Source organism: Streptomyces sp. SAS_272 (assembly GCF_052543235.1).
This window is the reverse complement of sequence record NZ_JBMNDR010000020.1, coordinates 1-17,822: the sequence shown is the minus strand read 5'-3', so window position 1 is coordinate 17,822 and position 17,822 is coordinate 1. Positions and strand designations below refer to the sequence as shown.

The window sequence follows — 17,822 nt, the reverse complement described above, 5'->3', positions numbered from 1 at the left end:
CCCCGAAACCCCCTGAGGGACGGCGGGATTGGGCCACTATGGCGGGCGTTACGCCCTATCCCAATGCAAGGGACCCCAGATGAGACTGACCGACATATCGCTGAACTGGTTGCTTCCGGGCGCCGTACTGCTCCTGGGCATGCTGGCGGCGGTTGCGGTACTCGCGCGCGGCAAGCGCTCCTCGGGGGCAAGCGCGAGCGCGGACGATTCGTGGGAGCGTACCGAGGAGCGCCGCAGGCGCAAGGAAGCCATATACGGCACCGCCTCCTACGTCCTTCTGTTCTGCTGTGCGGCCGTCGCCGCGGCGCTCTCCTTCCACGGACTGGTCGGCTTCGGCCAGCAGAACCTCGGCCTCACCAACGGCTGGGAATACCTGGTTCCGTTCGGCCTGGACGGCGCCGCCATGTTCTGCTCCGTGCTCGCAGTGCGCGAGGCCAGCCACGGTGACGCGGCGCTCGGCTCCCGGATACTCGTGTGGACGTTCGCCGGCGCCGCGGCCTGGTTCAACTGGGTGCACGCGCCCCGGGGCCTGGGTCACGACGGAGCCCCGCAGTTCTTCTCCGGCATGTCCCTGTCGGCGGCCGTGCTCTTCGACCGTGCGCTGAAGCAGACCCGCCGGGCCGCGCTGCGCGAGCAGGGTCTGGTGCCCCGCCCGCTGCCGCAGATCCGCGTCGTGCGCTGGGTGCGCGCTCCCCGTGAGACGTACAGGGCCTGGTCGCTGATGCTCCTCGAGGGCGTGCGCAGCCTGGACGAGGCCGTCGAGGAGGTCCGCGAGGACAAGGCCCGCAAGGAGGAGACCAAGCTGCGCCGTCGTGAGCAGCAGCGGGTCGAGCGGGCGCAGCTCAAGGCGATCAGCCGGGGTCACGGCCGCTTCCCCGGCCGCGGCGGCGGTGGCGGCGGCCGTCAGGTCGAGGCGCAGGCGGCTCTGGAGCGGGCAACGGCCGAGCGGGTCGCCGCGGAGCCTGCCATAGCGAACTCGGCGGAGCAGCTGCCCGTGCGCTCACGTCCCTCTCTGCAGCCCGTCCGTCACAGTTCTGAGGCGTCGGCCACCGTCGACCTCACCGCGGAGGACGACACGATGGCCCTCCCGCGTCTGGACTCCCTGGAGCGCAAGCTCAAGGACCTGGAGCAGCAGTTCGGCTGACAGCAGCAGTTCGGCTGACGGAAAGTCAGAATCATGGGAAGGGGGCGCGACCGCCGCGGTCGCGCCCCCTTCCCATGACGTACGGTCTGCGACTCGCCGCCGCCGGCGCCTCGCCGGTCCCTGCATCCCGGTCACCGTGCTGGTCGGCTCCGCGCCCGGCACTCCGTCTTCTGGACCCCGGCCGTTCCGCTCGACGTCGTTCGTCTTCTCGACGCGGGTACGTCTTTTCGAAGCGGGTACGCCTCTTCGGCTCCCGCTCCGCATCCCGCCGAGGCTCCCCCGCTGTTTCCCGCCGTTTTCCGCTGTTTCGGCCGTTACCGGCGTTACCGCTGTTCCCGCCGTTTCGACGCCGTCCTCTTCCCGAGGCTCGACACCCCGCTCTGAGACTCGGCGTCTCAGGCGGCTCCGGCTGCCAGCTCGAACCAGACGACCTTGCCACCGCCCTGCGCCCGGACGCCCCAGGTGTCCGCGAGGGACTCCACCAGGATCAGTCCACGCCCGTGCGTCCCCTCGTCGGGCGTCGGCGCACTCGGACGGGGCCGGCCGGCCGCGCCGTCCCGGACCTCCACACGCAGGCCGGACGGCGACACAGTGGCCGTCAGGACCGCGTCGTCGTCGGTGTGCACGAGCGCATTGGTGACGAGTTCGCTGGTGAGCAGTTCCGCGGTCTCGGAACGGCCGGGCTTCCCCCAGCCCCGCAGCAGTTCCCGCACCGCCCGGCGCGCCTCGGGCACCGCCCGCAGGTCGGCCCGTCCGAGTCGACGCCTGAGCTGCGAGCCCCGGCCCGGTTCCGCCGTGGTCTCGGCGGGGTCCTGTCCGGCCTCCACGGCGTTCTCCGCCTCCCCCGTCCCTCTCGCCCCTCTCGTCCTTCTCGTCGTCGAGGTGCCCGCGATCGTCGCCGGACCGCTACCCCGTGCCTGCCTTTCCATGGCCCCCGCCCGCGTGTCGATGTCGGTTCCCCTCCTGCTCGAACACGTTCACGGGGATCCATGCCCGATCGACACCAGGCCAGTCATGTCGAATTGTCAACGCCCGGGTGTTCGGCCATGTTCGGGCGGCGGAACGGGGGTTCCGGCGAGATCCCGGGCACCGCGGCCGGAACGGCGGGGCGGCTTGAGTCGCCGGGGCGCCTGCCGGGCATGCCACCCGTCCCCCGGGGCGGACATCTCGTGGCCGTGCGCCACGCGACGCCGCAGCGGCGCGCTCCAAGAGGCCCCCTGGTTGCGCGGCACTCCACGCGGGGACGCCGGCCGTCGCCGGACCCGCACGCGCCGGACGAACGCGCGCCGTCCGACCGGTGCGGCCGCTCGCGCCCCGCCCCCGGGTCCGAACGGCTGTCGGCGGACGCACCGTTCGAAAGCGGCGTCGTAAGCCAAAGCACCTGGTCCACGCGCCGGTTCCGGTGGACGCGACGGCGGTTCCGGTTGACCCGAAGACGGCTCCGGGCTTGTATGCGGTGCCGGGTCGACCGTGCCCGTCGTCCTCGGAACGGGCGACGGACGGCTGCGAGCTGCGGCCGAGGAACGCCAGACGACAGTGCGGGTGCGTTCCCTCGAGGGAGCGCACCCGCGCGAGCGGCGTTCCGCCGGCCCGTCTGCCCTTCCGGACGACCACCCGCCGACCGCCCTCCCCCGCATCAGGCCTACGCGCCTCGGGGACGGCTGACCGCCGGCCCTCGGCACGCAGGCCCACACACCTCTGCCGACCTGGGCGTAGTCGGGGAAGGGGAGTGGCAGTTGGGACCGGACACGAGGTTGGCCTGAACCAGGTGGGTCCCGAAGTGCCCGCGGGTGCTCCGGTGGGTTGCGGCGGGCCGGACCTGGCCGACCTCAAAGCCGGACCTAGCCGACCTCGGCACCCGCTGTGCCGATGTGGAAGATCTTGTGACTGTCGCGGGTCATGTCGACGATGAGCTTGGTGGTGTGGCTGCCGCCCCAGGTGAGCGTGACGACGGCCTCCGTGTGGTTCGCCGTGCCGGTGTCGGTGACCTTCCACGCGAGGGGGACGTTCTGCGCCTGGAGGACGCCGTTGGCATGGTTGCTCTCCTCCCAGGCCTCCAACTCCTTCTGGAATGCGGGAGTGAGGTAGTGCTTGCGGAGATCGTCCGCGAGCTTGCCGTCCTCGTCGATCACCGCGTCGATGTAGGTGCCGTAGAAGTTCGCGATGCGGGTGATGTTGTCGGACGGCTTCCCGCTGACGCTGCGCGGGCCGCCGGCGGACGCCTGTGCCGTCACCCCGAGCCCGAGGGCCAGGGCGAGCCCGGCGGCAACGGCCGTCCGGCGGGTGGTGCGCAGCCGGGTCGAGCTCTTGACCCCTGCGGTGGCGTCGACGGACTGAACGGTCTTGTCGGTCTCGGTGCTCATGTTCGTTTTCCCCGTATGTCTCGTGTGTGTCGTGTGTGGCCTGTGTGGCCTGTGTCTCGGGTGCGCAGACCGGAAGGTCTGTCCGGTGGCTCCCTGCGGTGCGCCTGACGGCTGAATGGTGCGCGGGGCCACCGCCGCTCCCGACCCCCGTGGCGGGAGGGCGGCGGCCCCGGCGTTCTCAGTGGTCAGTGGTCACCTGTTCAGCGGTGACGGCCATGCGGTCGGGCGGTCGGGCGGTCGGGCGGTCGGGCGGCACTGTCGCCCGTCGGACGGCCGTCCCGGCAGTGCGACCTGGACAGGTCGTGCCGGGTGTGCGAGCCGTGCGGTGCGGCGGTCAGCGCAGCTTGTTGACGGCCGTGACGGTCGTCTTTTTGAAGGCCTTCACCGGGGCGTCGTCGAAGTCGCCCATCTGGCCCCAGTCGACGACCGTGACCGTGGCGCCGTCTCGGCCCACGGAGATGAGCCGGATGTCGGTCGCGCCCCAGGACGTCTCGGTGTGCAGGCCGTAGACGTGTGCGCCCTCTTCGACGTCGAGCTTCCCGTAGTCCCTGAGGGCGGCCTCGACCTCCGGGTCGGCCCGCTCGATACGGACGGGGCAGGACTTGATGTCCTTGTTGATGCGCGTGTACCGGCCCTTGGCCGCGCTGACAGTGGCGTGCTTGACGCTGATCTGACGGGCGCTCGCGTCGAGGTCGGTCCGGAAGTCCCGGTACCAGGAGTTCCGGCCGTCGCCCAGCGCCGCGCTCAAGCAGCGGTCCAGCTCGCCTTCCGGCGACACGCCGGCGGTGATCCTGCCCGCCGTCCACGTGGAGCTGGGGTGCGGCGGAAGGTTCGCGGCGGAGAGGAAGCCGGGCGGCTTCGGGGCGGCTGCGCTCGCCGGTGCGGCGAGCACGCCGCCGAGGGCGAGGCCGGCTGCGGACAGTGCGGCGAAACCGGTGAGCGTCTTCGCTCGGGTGCGCTTGGCCATGGATGTCCCCCGTGGGTGAGTGCCTGTGTCGATGAATGCCGTGACTCGGCGAGTACGCGATCGACGAGTACATGGATCGGTGTACGCGTCGAGTTGTGAATGCGTGGGTGGTGACTGGGTGGTGCGGTGTCGCTGCGAGACCGATCGGTCGGTTCGGCCCTGCTCGGTGCGACACCAAGAGCATCGGCCGTCTCCCCGGCCGACTGCAACGGTCTTCGCCCGATCGGTCGCGATGGAACCATCCCAGCCCATCTGACGTGCAGGTATACGGGTGCCTGGGATGACCGCCCGGGCCGGACGAGCACGGGGGAACAGTGTCGACCGACGACAGTGCAGGCGAAGTGACCGAGTTCGCGGCGCTCCTGACCGAGTTGAAGGGGCGCACGGAACGCAGCTACGGCTCCCTCGCCCGCAGGTTGGGCATGAACACGTCGACTCTGCACCGCTACTGCGCGGGGGAAGCGGTTCCACAGGATTTCGCTCCCGTCGAGCGACTCGCGGAGTTCTGCGGGGCGACGCCGGAGGAGCGCCTCGAACTGCACCGCCGGTGGCTGCAAGCGGTAGCGGCGCGACAGCGACCCCGGGGCGCAGTGGCGGAAACAAGGGAAACGCCGGAAACCCTGGACGCCCAGGCAACCGAGGTATCACCGGGAACCGGAGCAGCCCGGCCCCTCCGGGAAACAGAAGAAACCTCTGGCACAGCCGAGGCGCCGAAAAATTCGGAAGCAGCTTTCACGGAGGGAAGCGCGGAAACCCGATCACAAGCGCTCACCCCTGCCTCACCGGTGGTGCAGATCCAGAAACCGGACGAGCAACGCAAGCAACAGGCGTCTTCCCGCCCCTGGTATCGCGACCGGCGCGCCTCGGTCCTCGTCGGCGCCGCCTGTGCGCTTCTCGCCGCTTTGGGCACGCTCTCCGCGTTGCCGGACGGCGGCCGCCACCCGGCTTCCGTCGACGCCTCGCGCTCCGCCGCGCCGGTCTCCGGCGCGCCGACTGGGACGGCCGGTCCACACCGCTCCCCCGCTTCCAGCGCCCCGGCCCCGACCCCCGTCTCGCCCACGCCCGGCGCGATCTCACCCGTCTCCGGATCCGGCAGCGCCCGTCCCTCGCGCGGCGCCGCTCCGACCGGTGGCGGGAACGCGGCCGCGGACACCGGCGTGCCGCTCGCCTGGACAGCAGACTCCCAGGTCTGGGCGCTCGGCTGCGGTCACGACTACGTCATCGACAAGCCTCCCGCGCAGGTTCCCCCGCCTCCTACGGAACAGGACGCCGGACCCTGGGCGACGGCACAGAGCGCAGTGCACGGGCGGGAGACCAACGTGGAGATCTCGGTGCAGGGCCGCAGCTCCACGGCCGTCGTGCTGACGGCGCTGCGCGTCCGGATGGCCGGCCGTGCCACACCCACGCCGGGCACTGTGTACGCCATGGACCGGGGCTGCGGCGGCTCGCTCAGCAAGCGTTACTTCGCGGTCGACCTGGACAAGGACCGCCCCGTGGCGCGCTCGGTCGCCGGCAACGACGCGGGCACGCCGATCCCCGCGGTGAGCCTGCCCTACCGCGTGTCGAGCAAGGATCCGGAGGTGCTGCTCGTCACGGCTCAGACCGAGAACTGCGACTGCAACTGGTACCTCGAGCTGGACTGGTCTTCGCAGGGCCGTACCGGCACCGTGCGCATCGACGACCACGGCCGCCCGTTCCGCACGAGCGGCATCAAGGGGCTGCCGCGTTACTGGTACGGCTCGGACGAAGGCGAGCGGAAATGGGTCCCGGCAGTCGAATGACCCCTGCCGACGACGCCGGCGCTCGCCGCGACGGCCCACCAAGCCGACAGCCCGTCCGACCGACACCCCGTGTGGCCCAAGGCCGGTGTGACCGAAGCCGTTGTGGTCGAAGGGCCGTGTGACCGACGGCCCACCGTACCGGCGGCTCGCCTGCCCGAGCGCGCCGTCAAAGACGCGGCACGTTGCGCAGGTTGGAGCGGGCCATCTGCAGCATCCGGCCCACTCCGCCATCGAGGACGATCTTCGAGGCGGACAGGGCGAACCCGGTCACCATGTCGGCGCTGATCTTCGGCGGGATGGACAGGGCGTTGGGGTCGGTGACGACGTCGACGAGAGCCGGGCCCTTGTGCCGGAATGCGTCCCGCAGGGCTCCGGCCAACTGTTTGGGCTTCTCGACCCGCACGCCGTGAGCCCCGCAGGCGCGCGCCACGGCCGCGAAGTCGGGGTTCTTGTTGGCGGTGCCGTACGAGGGCAGACCGGCGACCAGCATCTCCAACTCCACCATTCCCAGTGAGGAGTTGTTGAAGAGTACGACCTTCACGGGCAGGTCGTACTGGACGAGGGTCAGGAAGTCGCCCATGAGCATGGAGAAACCGCCGTCCCCGGACATCGCGACCACCTGGCGGCGGCGGTCGGTGAACTGTGCGCCGATCGCCATCGGCAGGGCGTTCGCCATCGAGCCGTGGGTGAAGGAGCCGATGACCCTTCGGCGGCCGTTGGGCGTGAGGTAACGCGCCGCCCAGACGTTGCACATGCCCGTGTCGACCGTGAACACGGCGTCTTCGTCAGCGACTTCGTCGAGGACGGCTGCAACGTATTCGGGGTGGATGGGAACGTGTTTCTCCACTTTCCGTGTGTACGCCTTCACCACCCCCTCCAGCGCATCGGCATGCTTCTTCAGCATCCGGTCGAGGAAGCGCCTGCTCTCTTTTGCCCGTACGCGCGGAATGAGGCAGCGCAGCGTCTCGCGTATGTCACCCCACACCGCGAGGTCCAGTTTGGAGCGGCGGCCGAGATGCTCGGGCCGTACGTCGACCTGCGCGATCTGCACGTCGTCGGGGAGGAAGGCGTTGTACGGGAAATCCGTTCCGAGGAGGATCAGGAGGTCGCACTCGTGCGTGGCCTCGTACGCGGCTCCGTAGCCGAGGAGGCCGCTCATTCCGACGTCGTAAGGGTTGTCGTACTGGATCCATTCCTTGCCGCGCAGGGCGTGTCCCACCGGGGACTTGACCTTTCCGGCGAACTCCATGACCTCGGCGTGCGCGCCGGCTGTGCCGCTTCCGCAGAAGAGGGTCACCTTGTCGGCTGCGTCGATCATCTCGACGAGCGCGTCGATCTCGGCGTCGCCCGGCCGTACCGTGGGACGGGAGGTGACGAGAGCGGTTTCGACTGCTTTCTCCGGGGCGGGCTGATCGGCGATGTCACCGGGAAGCGACACCACGCTGACGCCGCTGCGGCCGACCGCGTTCTGAATGGCGGTGTGCAACAGCCGGGGCATCTGTTTCGGACTGGAGATCAGCTCGCAGTAGTGGCTGCATTCGCGGAACAACTGGTCCGGATGGGTTTCCTGGAAGTAGCCGAGTCCGATCTCGCTGGAGGGGATGTGCGAGGCGAGGGCGAGGACGGGTGCCATCGAGCGGTGGGCGTCGTAGAGACCGTTGATGAGGTGGAGGTTGCCGGGCCCGCAGGAGCCCGCGCACGCGGCCAGCCTCCCGGTGATCTGCGCTTCCGCGCCGGCGGCGAAGGCGGCCGTCTCCTCGTGGCGGACGTGGACCCAGTCCATGGCGGGGTTGCGGCGCACGGCGTCCACCACGGGGTTGAGGCTGTCGCCCACCACGCCGTAGAGGCGCCGCACTCCCGCGCGGGCGAGGATGTCCACGAACTGCTCGGCGACGTTCTGCTTGGCCATGGGTCGACGCACCTTTCGGTCGCTGCCGGGTTCTCCCCTCCACAGTGGCCGCGACCGGCCGCTCACGCCTCCCAGACGGCGGCCGCGGTCCGGTCGTCGGCGTAGCCCTTCACCCTCACCTGGGTGTCGGCGAGGAAGGCCGCCAGGCCGGGCGGAGTGGGACCCGACCAGCGCCCCGTCAGATAGGCGGACAGGTCCGGCTCGCCGCGCAGGGGGTCGGCGAAGCCCGCGGTGCACATCAGGAGCGTGTCCCCCGGGCGGGCGACCGAGGCACGGAAGCGGAACGGTTCACGGGGCCGCTCGGGGGCAGGGTCGTAGGGGTTCGGGGGCGTCGGGACGCCCAGGTCCATGGTGAGCCGGTCTCCCTCGGGCGTCTCGGCGGGCAGCGAACCGAACCCGACCACGGGCGCGCCGGCGATCTCGCCGACCCGTGGCTCGATGTCCCGCCACACGCCGCCGCGCAGCCGGAACAGTCCGCCGCCTCCGACGCCGAAGAACACGCGCGTGCGGCAGTCGGGGTCGGCGGGCAGGAGGAGGCAGCGCAGCGTGGCCGCGTACTCCTCCGGTTCGAGGCCCTGCTCTGCGGCGCCGGCGCGGAGCCGGCCGAGGCTGCGGTCGGTGAGGCGGTGCAGGCCCGACTTCAGGTCGCCGCGCCGGGCCGCGCGGATGTCCTCCGCCAGTCGGACGTGACTGCGGCCCACGGCGCGACCGATCCACTGGCAGACCTCGGCGGCCGCCCGGTGCGCTCCCGGCGTCGCCCTGGCGCCGGTCGCCATCGCGACGAGGATCAGCGCATGCTCCCCTGTGCCGAAGCGGGCGGTGAGAAGCGAGTCGCGGCGCGGCTCGCCCCGGTAGCGCGCGGAATCCCCCCGCACGGACACGGCCCGCAACGCGCACGCCCCGTACCGTGCCCCGTCCAGGACGGTGTCGGCGACCAGATCGTCCAGCTCGTCCGGATCGGCGGGAGGCAGAGCGGTGGGCTCGGAGTCGTATGTGGGCGGCCCGGAGCCGACGTAGTCCTTGAGGGCGAGGCCGGGGGTGGGGTCGGGAGGCAGGGCAGGGAACGCGGGAACCGTGGGCGGATGACCGGACTCCGGCACGGAATCGCTCCGGGGATCGGGAGGGCCGCCGACGCCGGGCGCGCGCTCGGGTGTCGGAAGCCCCTGCGAGGAGGCGGCGGCCCGAGCGCTCGGAGCGGCCACGGCGTCGGGGGCGGCCGGGGAGTCTGCGGCGGCCGGGGAGCCGGTGACCGTCAGGGGTGCTGCTGTGCCGTCGGCATGGACAGTGGGGGCGGTCGGAGGCGGCGGGACGTGTGTCGGACGGGGCGGCACACTGGGCGGCGGTGGGGCTCCGAGGGCGCCGCGAGCGCTGAGCGGTTCGGCGGCGGAGGCGGCCGGTGTCGGGGGCGGGCCGGCCGGCGCGGGCGGCAGGACCGGCGTCGGCGGTCCTGCGGCGGCGGACGCCGTCTCCGCCGACGCGGGGGCGCTGGCCACGGACGGCCCGGGATCCGGGGACGTACCGGGATCCGGGGACGTACCGGGATCCGGGGACGTACCGGGGTCTGGGGACGACCGCTCGGCGAACCCCGGTGGCAGGGGGCCTGAGGGGACGTTCGAGGGACTGGGCGGGGTGTCGGACGGCGGTTCCCAGGGAGCGCGGTGCCGGCCCTGCCAAGCGGCTCCCGCGGCGACACCGGCTGCGTCCCCGGCAGGAGCCGCACCTGCGTCGGCAACCGTTTCCGCACGGATTGTTTCCGCGCCGGGCACTGCACGCGCGTCCAAAGGCCTTTCTTCGTCGTCGCCGTGCGAACCCGTTTCGACAGCGCTTCCCTGCACCGGCAGGTTTCGCGGATTCCGGCCTGCAGCGCTCCCGCCGCCGCCTTCGGCAGCGCCACGCCCGGCCGCAGGCCCCGAAACAGCTGGGGCATCGTGCCCGGAATCGGTCTCGGCACCGGATTCGCCGCCTGGCTCGGCACCCGACGGGAAATCCGGTTCGCAACCGGGCGCAGGAACGGGATTCCCATCCGGCTGAGAAACGGGCTGAGAAACAGGTTGTCGACTTGGATCAGGAACGGTGTCAGAAAGCGATCCCGCAACGGGTCGGGCGGCGGGTCGACCTCGCGGCGGCGGCACCGGGGAACCGGTTGCCGACGGCGTTCCCGCCCTCGCGCCGTCGTCCGGCGAAGTCCACCAGTCGACGCCCCCACCAGGACCGCTGCGCCCGTCGCGCGGGTCCGACACAGAGCTCATGCCGCGGGAGCCGGAAGAGAAGCCGCCCCCGGGCTCGGACGCGGGCTGGTACGCGTTCTCGGACCCGATGCCGAGCACATTCCCGTACTCGGCGCCGGCGGCCGCGTCCAAGCCCTGCGTCGTACCGTCCGGACCACCGGTGCCGCCCGCGCGGCGCCCCTCGCCCATGCGTCCCGTATCGCCCGCACGACCCGAACGACCCGCACCGCGCACAGCACCCGCACCGCCCGCGGGACCGCCGCCGCCCGTGCCGCCCTCCTCCCCCCTGTCCGCTCTCTCGGCCGCGCCCTCGGAGCGCACCGCTCCCGCGGCCGAGGCGAAGCGGTCGTCCAGGGAGTCGGCGGCGGGTGCGGGTCCCGTGTCCTCGATGGCGTCGTCGTACAACTGCCCCCACCAGTCGTCCTCGTGACCGGTGGGCCTTCCCCCCTGCTGACTCATGCCCCTGATTGTCCACCGCACGGGCCGTATGAAAACGGGGCATCCGCAAAATCCGTCCCGGCTGATCACATCGGACAGCACGCCGAGCGAAGTTCTGCACACCAGTGCGACCAGAGGGGACAAAAGAGTCGCCGGACGGTTCCACCCCCCACGGGAGAACCGTCCGGCGACATGGGTGATCCGGTCTCATATCCCCTGTGCGCCCCTGCGCGCGTCAAGAGTCCGGATCACGTTCGTCGGGGACCTCGGAGCACGGCATGGCGACCGATCGTTCCGGGCCCGCACGGCGTTCCCGGAGATCCTCTGTGGATTTCAGTGGATGATCACGGGTTTCCGCCGTCGCCCACACCTTGGCAGAGTGACCGGCGGTACGGCGATGATGTACGGCGGCGGGTTTACGCCGTGGCTGTTTCCCGCCAGTTACGGGGACGTCACACCACAGGGCCGCCAGAAACACTCATGAAACGTGGGAAACGAAAGGGAGGGCCGGCGCCTGATGCTGAGAGCGATAGGGCTCGACGAGACGCACGAGTCGGCATACCGGGAGCTGGTGTCCGTAGGGGCGGCAGACGTGCCCCACCTCGCACGCCGGCTGACCCTCGGCGAGCACGACACCGAGTGCGCCCTGCGCCGACTGGAGCGGCACGGCCTGGCCGCTCAGTCCTCGGGCCGTCCCGGACGCTGGGTCGCCGCTCCTCCGGGCGTCGCCCTGGGCGCCCTGCTCACCCAGCAGCGTCACGAACTGGAGAAGGCCGAGCTGACGGCGGCGCAGCTCGCGGAGGAGTACCGGGCGACGTCGACCGAGCCGGCGGTGCACGATCTGGTCGAGGTCGTGACGGGCGCCGCCGCCGTCGCCCAGCGCTTCCTCCAGATCCAGCTCGGGGCGAGCCACGAGGTGTGCGCCCTGGTCACCGGCACCACGGTGGCCGTGACCGGCAGCGAGAACGATGCGGAGAAACAGGCGACTGCCCGTGGGGTGCGCTACCGCGTCGTCGTGGAACGGGCCGTACTCGACCAGCCCAACGGCATGACGGAGGTGACTGCCGCGTTGGGCCGGGACGAGCAGGTGCGGGTGGTGGACGAGGTGCCGACGAAGCTGGTGGTCGCCGACCGCTCGCTCGCGCTCGTGCCGTTGAACGCCGGCTCGGCCGAGCCTGCCGCCCTGGTGGTCCACGCCAGCGGGCTGCTGGAGCTGCTGTCCAGCCTGTTCGAGTCGGTGTGGCAGGTCGCGTTGCCGCTGCGCTGCGGCGCGGTCGGTGTCGCCGAGCAGGGGCCGGACGGTCCCGACACCGCCGACCTGGAGATTCTCTCCCTGCTGCTCGCCGGGATGACGGACGCCAGCGTGGCCAAGCAGCTCGATCTCGGACTGCGGACCGTGCAACGCCGGGTGAAGCGGCTGATGGAACTGACAGGGGCGTCGACGCGGCTGCAGCTGGGCTGGCACGCGTACGAGCGCGGCTGGGTGACCCGCGAGCGCTGACCGCGGCAACGCTCCCGGCACCACCTCTTGACCTGCGCGTTCTTTCCAGCTCGGGCACGCTGGGCAGATGGGAGTGTGGGAACTCCTGCTGGTCGGACTGGTTGTCCTGCTCGGCCTGTGCGGAGTGCTGGTGCCCGGCGTGCCGGGGTCGTGGCTCGTGTGGGCCGCGATCCTGTGGTGGGCGCTGGAGGATCCGCAGCCGGTGGCCTGGGCCGTGCTGGTGGGCGCCACGGTGGCCCTGCTCGTGTCGCAGGTCGTGCGCTGGTCCCTGCCGCCCCGGCGGCTGCGCGCGAGCGGCGCGACCCCCCGAATGGCGGTGTACGCCGGACTCGGCGCGTTCCTCGGCTTCTTCCTGGTCCCCGTGTTCGGCGCCATCCCCGGGTTCATGGGTGGCGTCTATCTCTCCGAACGCCTTCGCCTGGGCCGCCACGGCGAAGCGCGGGCCGCCCTGCGCAGAGCGATGCGCTCGGGCGGCTCCAGCGTCCTCGCGGAATTGTTCACCTGTCTGCTGATCATGGGCGCATGGCTGGGTGCGGTGCTGTGGGGTTGACGTCCCGCCACGATGCCCGCCAGGGCGTACGGCCACAGCGTGGGGAGTACGGCCACGCGGTAGGGAGGTACGGCTTCACGCGATGCAGAGGTACGGCCGCGCGGTGCGGAGGTATGGCCGCGCCGTCCGACAGCGGAGCCCTCGGACAGTCTCGAGCTTCGACGCCCCCGATCTCTGCGAACAGCACAGTGGGCACCGCCTCACATTGCCGACACAGTGGGCACGGCTTGGCGCCTCCGGCATTGGTGGGCACGGCCCGGGCGCCCCCGGCGGCGACGCCGACCCGGCAGGGCAAGGCAGGGCAAGGCAAGGCAAGGCAAGATGGGACTGCACAGGACGGGACCGGCCGGTCAGAGCTGCGCCCGGACGGATCCCTCCAGCGTCAGCAGGCGCACCTTGCGGTCGAGGCCTGCGGCGTACCCGGTCAGGGAGCCGTCGGCGCCTATGATCCGGTGACAGGGGCGCACGATGAGCAGCGGGTTCGCCCCCACTGCCCCTCCGACGGCCCGTACGGCCATCCGCGACGCCCCGAGCCGGGCGGCGACCTCGCCGTACGTCGTGGTCGCGCCGTACGGGACGGAGTCCAGGGCGGCCCACACGCGCTCGCGGAACGCGGTGCCCTCACTGCGCAGCGGCAGCCGGAACTCCTTCAGCTCCGCAGCGAAGTAGGCGGCAAGCTGCTCCTCGGCCGGGCGGAAGGGCCCGCGATCGTGCCGCCAGTCCTCCTGGACGGTTCGTCCACCCTTTTGTCCGGGCATGGAGAGGCTGGTCAGCGCTCCGTCGGGGTCCGCGGTGAGCAGCAGCAGGCCGAGCGGGCTCTCCACGTGAGCCCAGTACGTAGGGCCGTTCGGCGTCGGACCTACCGGACCCGTCAGGCCTGCCAGGGCTGCCGGGCGTGCCGGCCGCACGGTTTCTGTGTTTTCTGCGGTTCCTGTGTTTTCTGCACTTTCCGCGTTTTCTACACTTTCCGTGTTTTCTACGTCTTCTACGTCTACGTCTTCTGCGGTTTCCATGGCGCATCCGAATTGTGGCGGAGGCATCGAGGGCGACGAGTTCATCGGGTGGGTCGGCTCCATCGGGTACGTCGGCTTCGTCGAGTGTGTCAGTTCGGTCAGGACGGCCGGTTCGGTCATCGTTCCTCCGCAATGCGCAGGTGGTGCGCGGCGTACGTGCGCCACGGACGCCAGGTGTCGAGCGCGTCCACGCCGGGTGGCGCGACGTCGGGGTCGCCGAGAGCACGGGCACGGATCTCCGCGACGGTGCCGACGTCCAGGCCGGGCAGGGCGAGCAGCGCCTCCTGGGCGTCGTCCCGGTCGACGCCGGCGTCCAGGCGCACGGCGCCGTCGGCGAGTGCCGCGGCAAGCGGGCCCGCAGGGCTCTCGGGCTCGGCCTCCGCCACAACCGCGGGGTCGGGAAAGAGGCGGGTGAGGGACCCGCAGGGTGCGTCGAGAACCGTGCCGTAAGCGCGTACGAGTCTTTCGGCCTCCGCTCGTCCCACGAGCGCCCGGATCGCGTACTCCTCCGGGTCGGCCGCCCCCGGCGCGCGCAGCCCGGGTCGCGCGGTGACCAACGGCGCGAGTTGTGGATCCGCACCCAGCCGCTCGTCGACGGCATAGGGGTCGGCGTCCAGATCGAACAGCCGCCGCAGCCGCTGGACGGCGGTGGTGAGATCGCGGGGGTCGCTGAGGTGCAGCCGGGCGTCGAGCCAGCCGCCGGGGTGCACGGCCGGCGACCGGCCAGGGCGTCCCGCGCGCCCGCCCGCACACTCGCTCACGGCGGCGATCCCGGTGCCGTACGGCAGCCGCAGCGTACGGCGGTAGATGCGACGGCCGGCCGGCCCGCTCACCTCCTCCACTCCCGCCACCGCCTGCCGGTCCAGCAGGTCGAACACGGCGGCGCAGTGGTAGGGGCCGCGGTGGGCGAGCCGCAGCAAAATCCCGGCGGAAGGAGTGGCGGCGGGTGCGGTTGCGGTACGGCCGGTCGTGCGCCCCGCGGTCCGCAGTTCGGTCGGAGTGGACGCGTACACGGCACGAACGGTGTCGTTGAACTGGCGCACGCTGGCGAAGCCGGCCGCGAAGGCGATCTCCGTGACGGGCAGGCCGGTCGTCTGGAGCAGGAGCCGCGCGGTGTGCGCGCGCTGCGCCCGGGCGAGGGCGACCGGTCCCGCGCCCAGTTCGGCGGTGAGCTGACGCTGGATCTGACGTGCGCTGTAGCCGAGCCGTACGGCGAGCCCGGGGACGCCTTCCCGGTCGACGACACCGTCACCGATCAGCCGCATGGCCCGGCCGACGACGTCGGCACGCGCGTTCCAGTCCGCCGAACCCGGGACAGCGTCCGGCCGGCACCGCCGGCAGGCCCGGAATCCGGAGCCCTGCGCGGCGGCGGCCGTCGCGAAGAAACGCACGTTACGGCGTTTCGGTGTCACGGCGGGACAGCTGGGCCGGCAGTAGATGCCGGTGGTCTCGACGGCGAAGAAGAACTCGCCGTCGAACCGGGCGTCCCTGCTGCGAACCGCCTCGTAACGGTTTTCCTGGTCCGTCATGTGTCCCAGTCTTCGCCCGCGACGGCGGCACTGCTAGCGGAAATCGGACGTGACGCTGATGGACGGAAATCGAGGGAAACAGTTACCAGCCGACCGGTCGGCCGACGCGGAGCAACGTCTCGTTACGAGACGGGCAACCTGTTCCGGCCTTCGGAAACCCGTTACCACCGTTTCACGTCCGGCGTCCGCCATGGTCCTCGCCCGCCATGCCGTCGACGCCGACTCCGATCGCCCGGCTCCGAGCCATGCCGTCTGACGTAGTTCTCGGCCCCGACCGCCCGGACCGAGCCACGCCGTCGGGCATGAGCCCGGACACCCGGCTCGACGCCACCACCGTCCACCGTGAGCCTCGACAGCCCGGGTTGGCTCGGAGCCTGCCGCCGGACGTGAGCCCAAGCCGCCCGGCCGAAGCCCGCGCCGCCGCATGTCAGGCCCAGCGACCGGCGCCCGGCTACCGGCTACCGGCAGCCGGCGACCGACGTCCGCCGACCGACGTCACCGCGGGGGAGCGGGCCGCCATGGGCCGCGGCCGCGCTTGGCCTCGCCGGCCGCGCGGCCCTCGGCCTGCCTGCGCTTCCAGTCCTGTCGGACGTCGGCGCGCAGCCGGGCGTCGGACTTGGCGACGATCCACTGATTCTCACGGACGAGTTTGCGGTAACTCTCCAGCCGCCGGTGGGACAGCTCCCCCTCGTCGACGGCCGCCCGCACCGCACATCCCGGCTCGGACTCGTGCGCGCAGTCGTGGAAGCGGCAGCCCCGCGCGAATTCCTCGATCTCCGAGAAGACCCGTCCGACCCCGGCGCCGGCGTCGAAGAGGCCGACCCCGCGCAGACCGGGCGTGTCGATGAGGACGCCCCCGCCGGGCAGCGGCAGCAGATTGCGGGTCGTGGTGGTGTGACGTCCCTTGCCGTCCTGGTCGCGGATGGCCTGGACGCCCATCACGTCGGCGCCCACCAGGGCGTTCGCGAGCGTCGACTTGCCCGCGCCGGACGCTCCGAGCAGCACGGAGGTGCCGCGCCCCAGGATGTCGGCCAGTTCCCCGACGCCCTCGCCGGCGCGAGCGCAGACGGTGAGGACGGGCACTCCGGGCGCGCCGGCCACGACGTCCTCGACGAGGTGGGACAACGCGACCGGGTCGGGCACCAGGTCCGACTTGGTGAGTACGACGACGGGCTGAGCGCCCGACTCCCAGGCCAGCGCCAGGAATCGTTCGATCCGGCCGAGGTCGAGCTCAACGGCGAGTGACATGGCGACGACGGCGTGGTCGACGTTGGCGGCGAGGATCTGCCCCTCGGACCGCTTGGAGGAGGTTGAGCGCACGAAGGCGGTCCGACGTGGGAGGAGCGTCCGCACGTAACGCGGATCCCTGCCTTCGGGATCGACGGCCGCCCAGTCCCCCGTGCAGACGACCTTCATCGGGTCGTGAGGGACGACGAACTCTGTGTCGGCCCGGACGACACCGGTTTCGGTGACGACGTCGCACATGCCGCGGTCGACCCGTACGACACGGCCCGGCAGGAGCCCCTGTGCGGCGTGAGGAGCGAAAGCAGCCGCCCAGTCCTCGTCCCAGCCGTACGGGGTGAGCGGATGCGGCGAAACCGCTTGCGGAACGGAAGCCGCCTGGACAGCAACAGCTTCCGAGGAACCGGAAGCCGAACAACGCGAAACCGAAGAACCGGAAACCGAGGAACCGGTTACCGCAGTACCGGCGGCGGAGGGTGTGGAACCCGGAGACGCGGGACCCAGAGACGCGGGACCCGGAGACGCGGGCCCCAGAGACGCAGAACCCGGAGATCCGGAAACAGAAGTACGGGACACCGCGGAGCCGGCGGCCGACGCGGAGGAAGCCGAAGAAACGGGGAAAGACAAGGAAAACCCTTCACAGGGCGATCCCGGCAGTGTTCGGCGGCGCGAAAACGCTTACCCGCGCGAAGCGAAGAGGAAGGATGTCAGCCGGAGACCGCGGAGGTGGTGTGAACGATCGTCTGGTCGCTGCGGACAGCGCCCTTCGAGGCGACAGTCATGGGTCACACCTCCGTTTCGTTTCCGAGGAGCAGCGGCGGCCGTCGGCCCCGCGCAAGGCTCACTCAGGATAGGGACACCCACCAGCCGAACGCCACTGGATTTCCCGCAGCATGCGACGTGTGCGTCCCCCCGACGCCACTCCGGTCACCCGGCTCCCGTCTCACCGCCCGGGCCGGGGCACCGAGTTCAGCCGTCGCCCCCCGACCGGGCGACCTCAGCGGCTGCACACGTCCCGGTCGCCTCCGGTCACCCGGCAGCCCCCCCCCGTTATGTTTTTCGCGGTCCTGCAATGGGGCCGCTGGCCTCCGGGCCCGGTATGACTGTGTCCCCTCTGTCGATCGGATGACCTGGGGGGTGGTGTCGCCGGGTCCGTG

General features: G+C 71.5%; 12 protein-coding genes. 4 read left to right on the top strand and 8 right to left on the bottom strand.

The annotated features are described in order from the left end of the window. Window positions 1-79: 79 nt before the first annotated feature. A complete protein-coding gene (locus ACN6LD_RS14475) occupies window positions 80-1,144 on the top strand; it encodes a DUF2637 domain-containing protein (RefSeq protein ID WP_445043353.1) in 1,065 nt (354 codons plus the stop codon). A gap of 395 nt (window positions 1,145-1,539) precedes the next feature. Here ACN6LD_RS14475 and ACN6LD_RS14470 read toward each other — a convergent pair whose 3' ends face one another. The 3 genes from ACN6LD_RS14470 to ACN6LD_RS14460 all read right to left on the bottom strand — a co-directional run bounded on the left by ACN6LD_RS14470 (window position 1,540) and on the right by ACN6LD_RS14460 (window position 4,474). After that, window positions 1,540-2,073, bottom strand: coding sequence for an ATP-binding protein (locus tag ACN6LD_RS14470; protein WP_445043352.1), 534 nt, complete (start codon window positions 2,071-2,073; stop codon window positions 1,540-1,542). Between the two features lie 912 nt (window positions 2,074-2,985). After that, a complete protein-coding gene (locus ACN6LD_RS14465; RefSeq protein WP_319193417.1) occupies window positions 2,986-3,507 on the bottom strand; it encodes a hypothetical protein in 522 nt (173 codons plus the stop codon). A gap of 334 nt (window positions 3,508-3,841) precedes the next feature. Continuing rightward, window positions 3,842-4,474 (bottom strand): hypothetical protein, encoded by a 633-nt coding sequence (locus ACN6LD_RS14460; RefSeq protein ID WP_319193415.1) that lies wholly within the window; start codon window positions 4,472-4,474, stop codon window positions 3,842-3,844. Between the two features lie 314 nt (window positions 4,475-4,788). Here ACN6LD_RS14460 and ACN6LD_RS14455 point away from each other — a divergent pair, with 314 nt between their 5' ends. Further along, window positions 4,789-6,255 (top strand): helix-turn-helix domain-containing protein, encoded by a 1,467-nt coding sequence (locus ACN6LD_RS14455; RefSeq protein ID WP_445043351.1) that lies wholly within the window; start codon window positions 4,789-4,791, stop codon window positions 6,253-6,255. 166 nt (window positions 6,256-6,421) lie between these two features. Here ACN6LD_RS14455 and ACN6LD_RS14450 read toward each other — a convergent pair whose 3' ends face one another. Both ACN6LD_RS14450 and ACN6LD_RS14445 read right to left on the bottom strand, forming a co-directional pair. Continuing rightward, window positions 6,422-8,164: a pyruvate dehydrogenase gene (locus ACN6LD_RS14450; protein ID WP_445043350.1), complete on the bottom strand. Its 1,743-nt coding sequence runs from the start codon at window positions 8,162-8,164 to the stop codon at window positions 6,422-6,424. A 62-nt stretch (window positions 8,165-8,226) separates the two neighbouring features. Further along, window positions 8,227-9,420, bottom strand: a complete 1,194-nt coding sequence (locus ACN6LD_RS14445; RefSeq protein WP_445043391.1) for a protein phosphatase 2C domain-containing protein — start codon at window positions 9,418-9,420, stop codon at window positions 8,227-8,229. Window positions 9,421-11,347: 1,927 nt separating this feature from the next. Between ACN6LD_RS14445 and ACN6LD_RS14440 the strand changes: the two genes are divergently transcribed. Both ACN6LD_RS14440 and ACN6LD_RS14435 read left to right on the top strand, forming a co-directional pair. Beyond that, entirely contained in the window at window positions 11,348-12,331 is a 984-nt protein-coding gene (locus tag ACN6LD_RS14440; protein ID WP_319196057.1) for a helix-turn-helix transcriptional regulator, read from the top strand. Window positions 12,332-12,398: 67 nt separating this feature from the next. Beyond that, window positions 12,399-12,881: a DUF456 domain-containing protein gene (locus ACN6LD_RS14435; protein ID WP_319196056.1), complete on the top strand. Its 483-nt coding sequence runs from the start codon at window positions 12,399-12,401 to the stop codon at window positions 12,879-12,881. 350 nt (window positions 12,882-13,231) lie between these two features. Here ACN6LD_RS14435 and ACN6LD_RS14430 read toward each other — a convergent pair whose 3' ends face one another. The 3 genes from ACN6LD_RS14430 to rsgA form a co-directional block, all read right to left on the bottom strand. Next, window positions 13,232-13,756: a methylated-DNA--[protein]-cysteine S-methyltransferase gene (locus tag ACN6LD_RS14430; RefSeq protein WP_445043390.1), complete on the bottom strand. Its 525-nt coding sequence runs from the start codon at window positions 13,754-13,756 to the stop codon at window positions 13,232-13,234. Between the two features lie 254 nt (window positions 13,757-14,010). Beyond that, on the bottom strand, window positions 14,011-15,423 hold the full coding sequence (locus ACN6LD_RS14425; protein ID WP_445043349.1) for a DNA-3-methyladenine glycosylase 2 family protein: 1,413 nt from the start codon (window positions 15,421-15,423) through the stop codon (window positions 14,011-14,013). Between the two features lie 495 nt (window positions 15,424-15,918). Beyond that, on the bottom strand, window positions 15,919-16,908 hold the full coding sequence (gene rsgA / locus ACN6LD_RS14420; protein ID WP_319196052.1) for a ribosome small subunit-dependent GTPase A: 990 nt from the start codon (window positions 16,906-16,908) through the stop codon (window positions 15,919-15,921). Window positions 16,909-17,822: the final 914 nt, after the last annotated feature.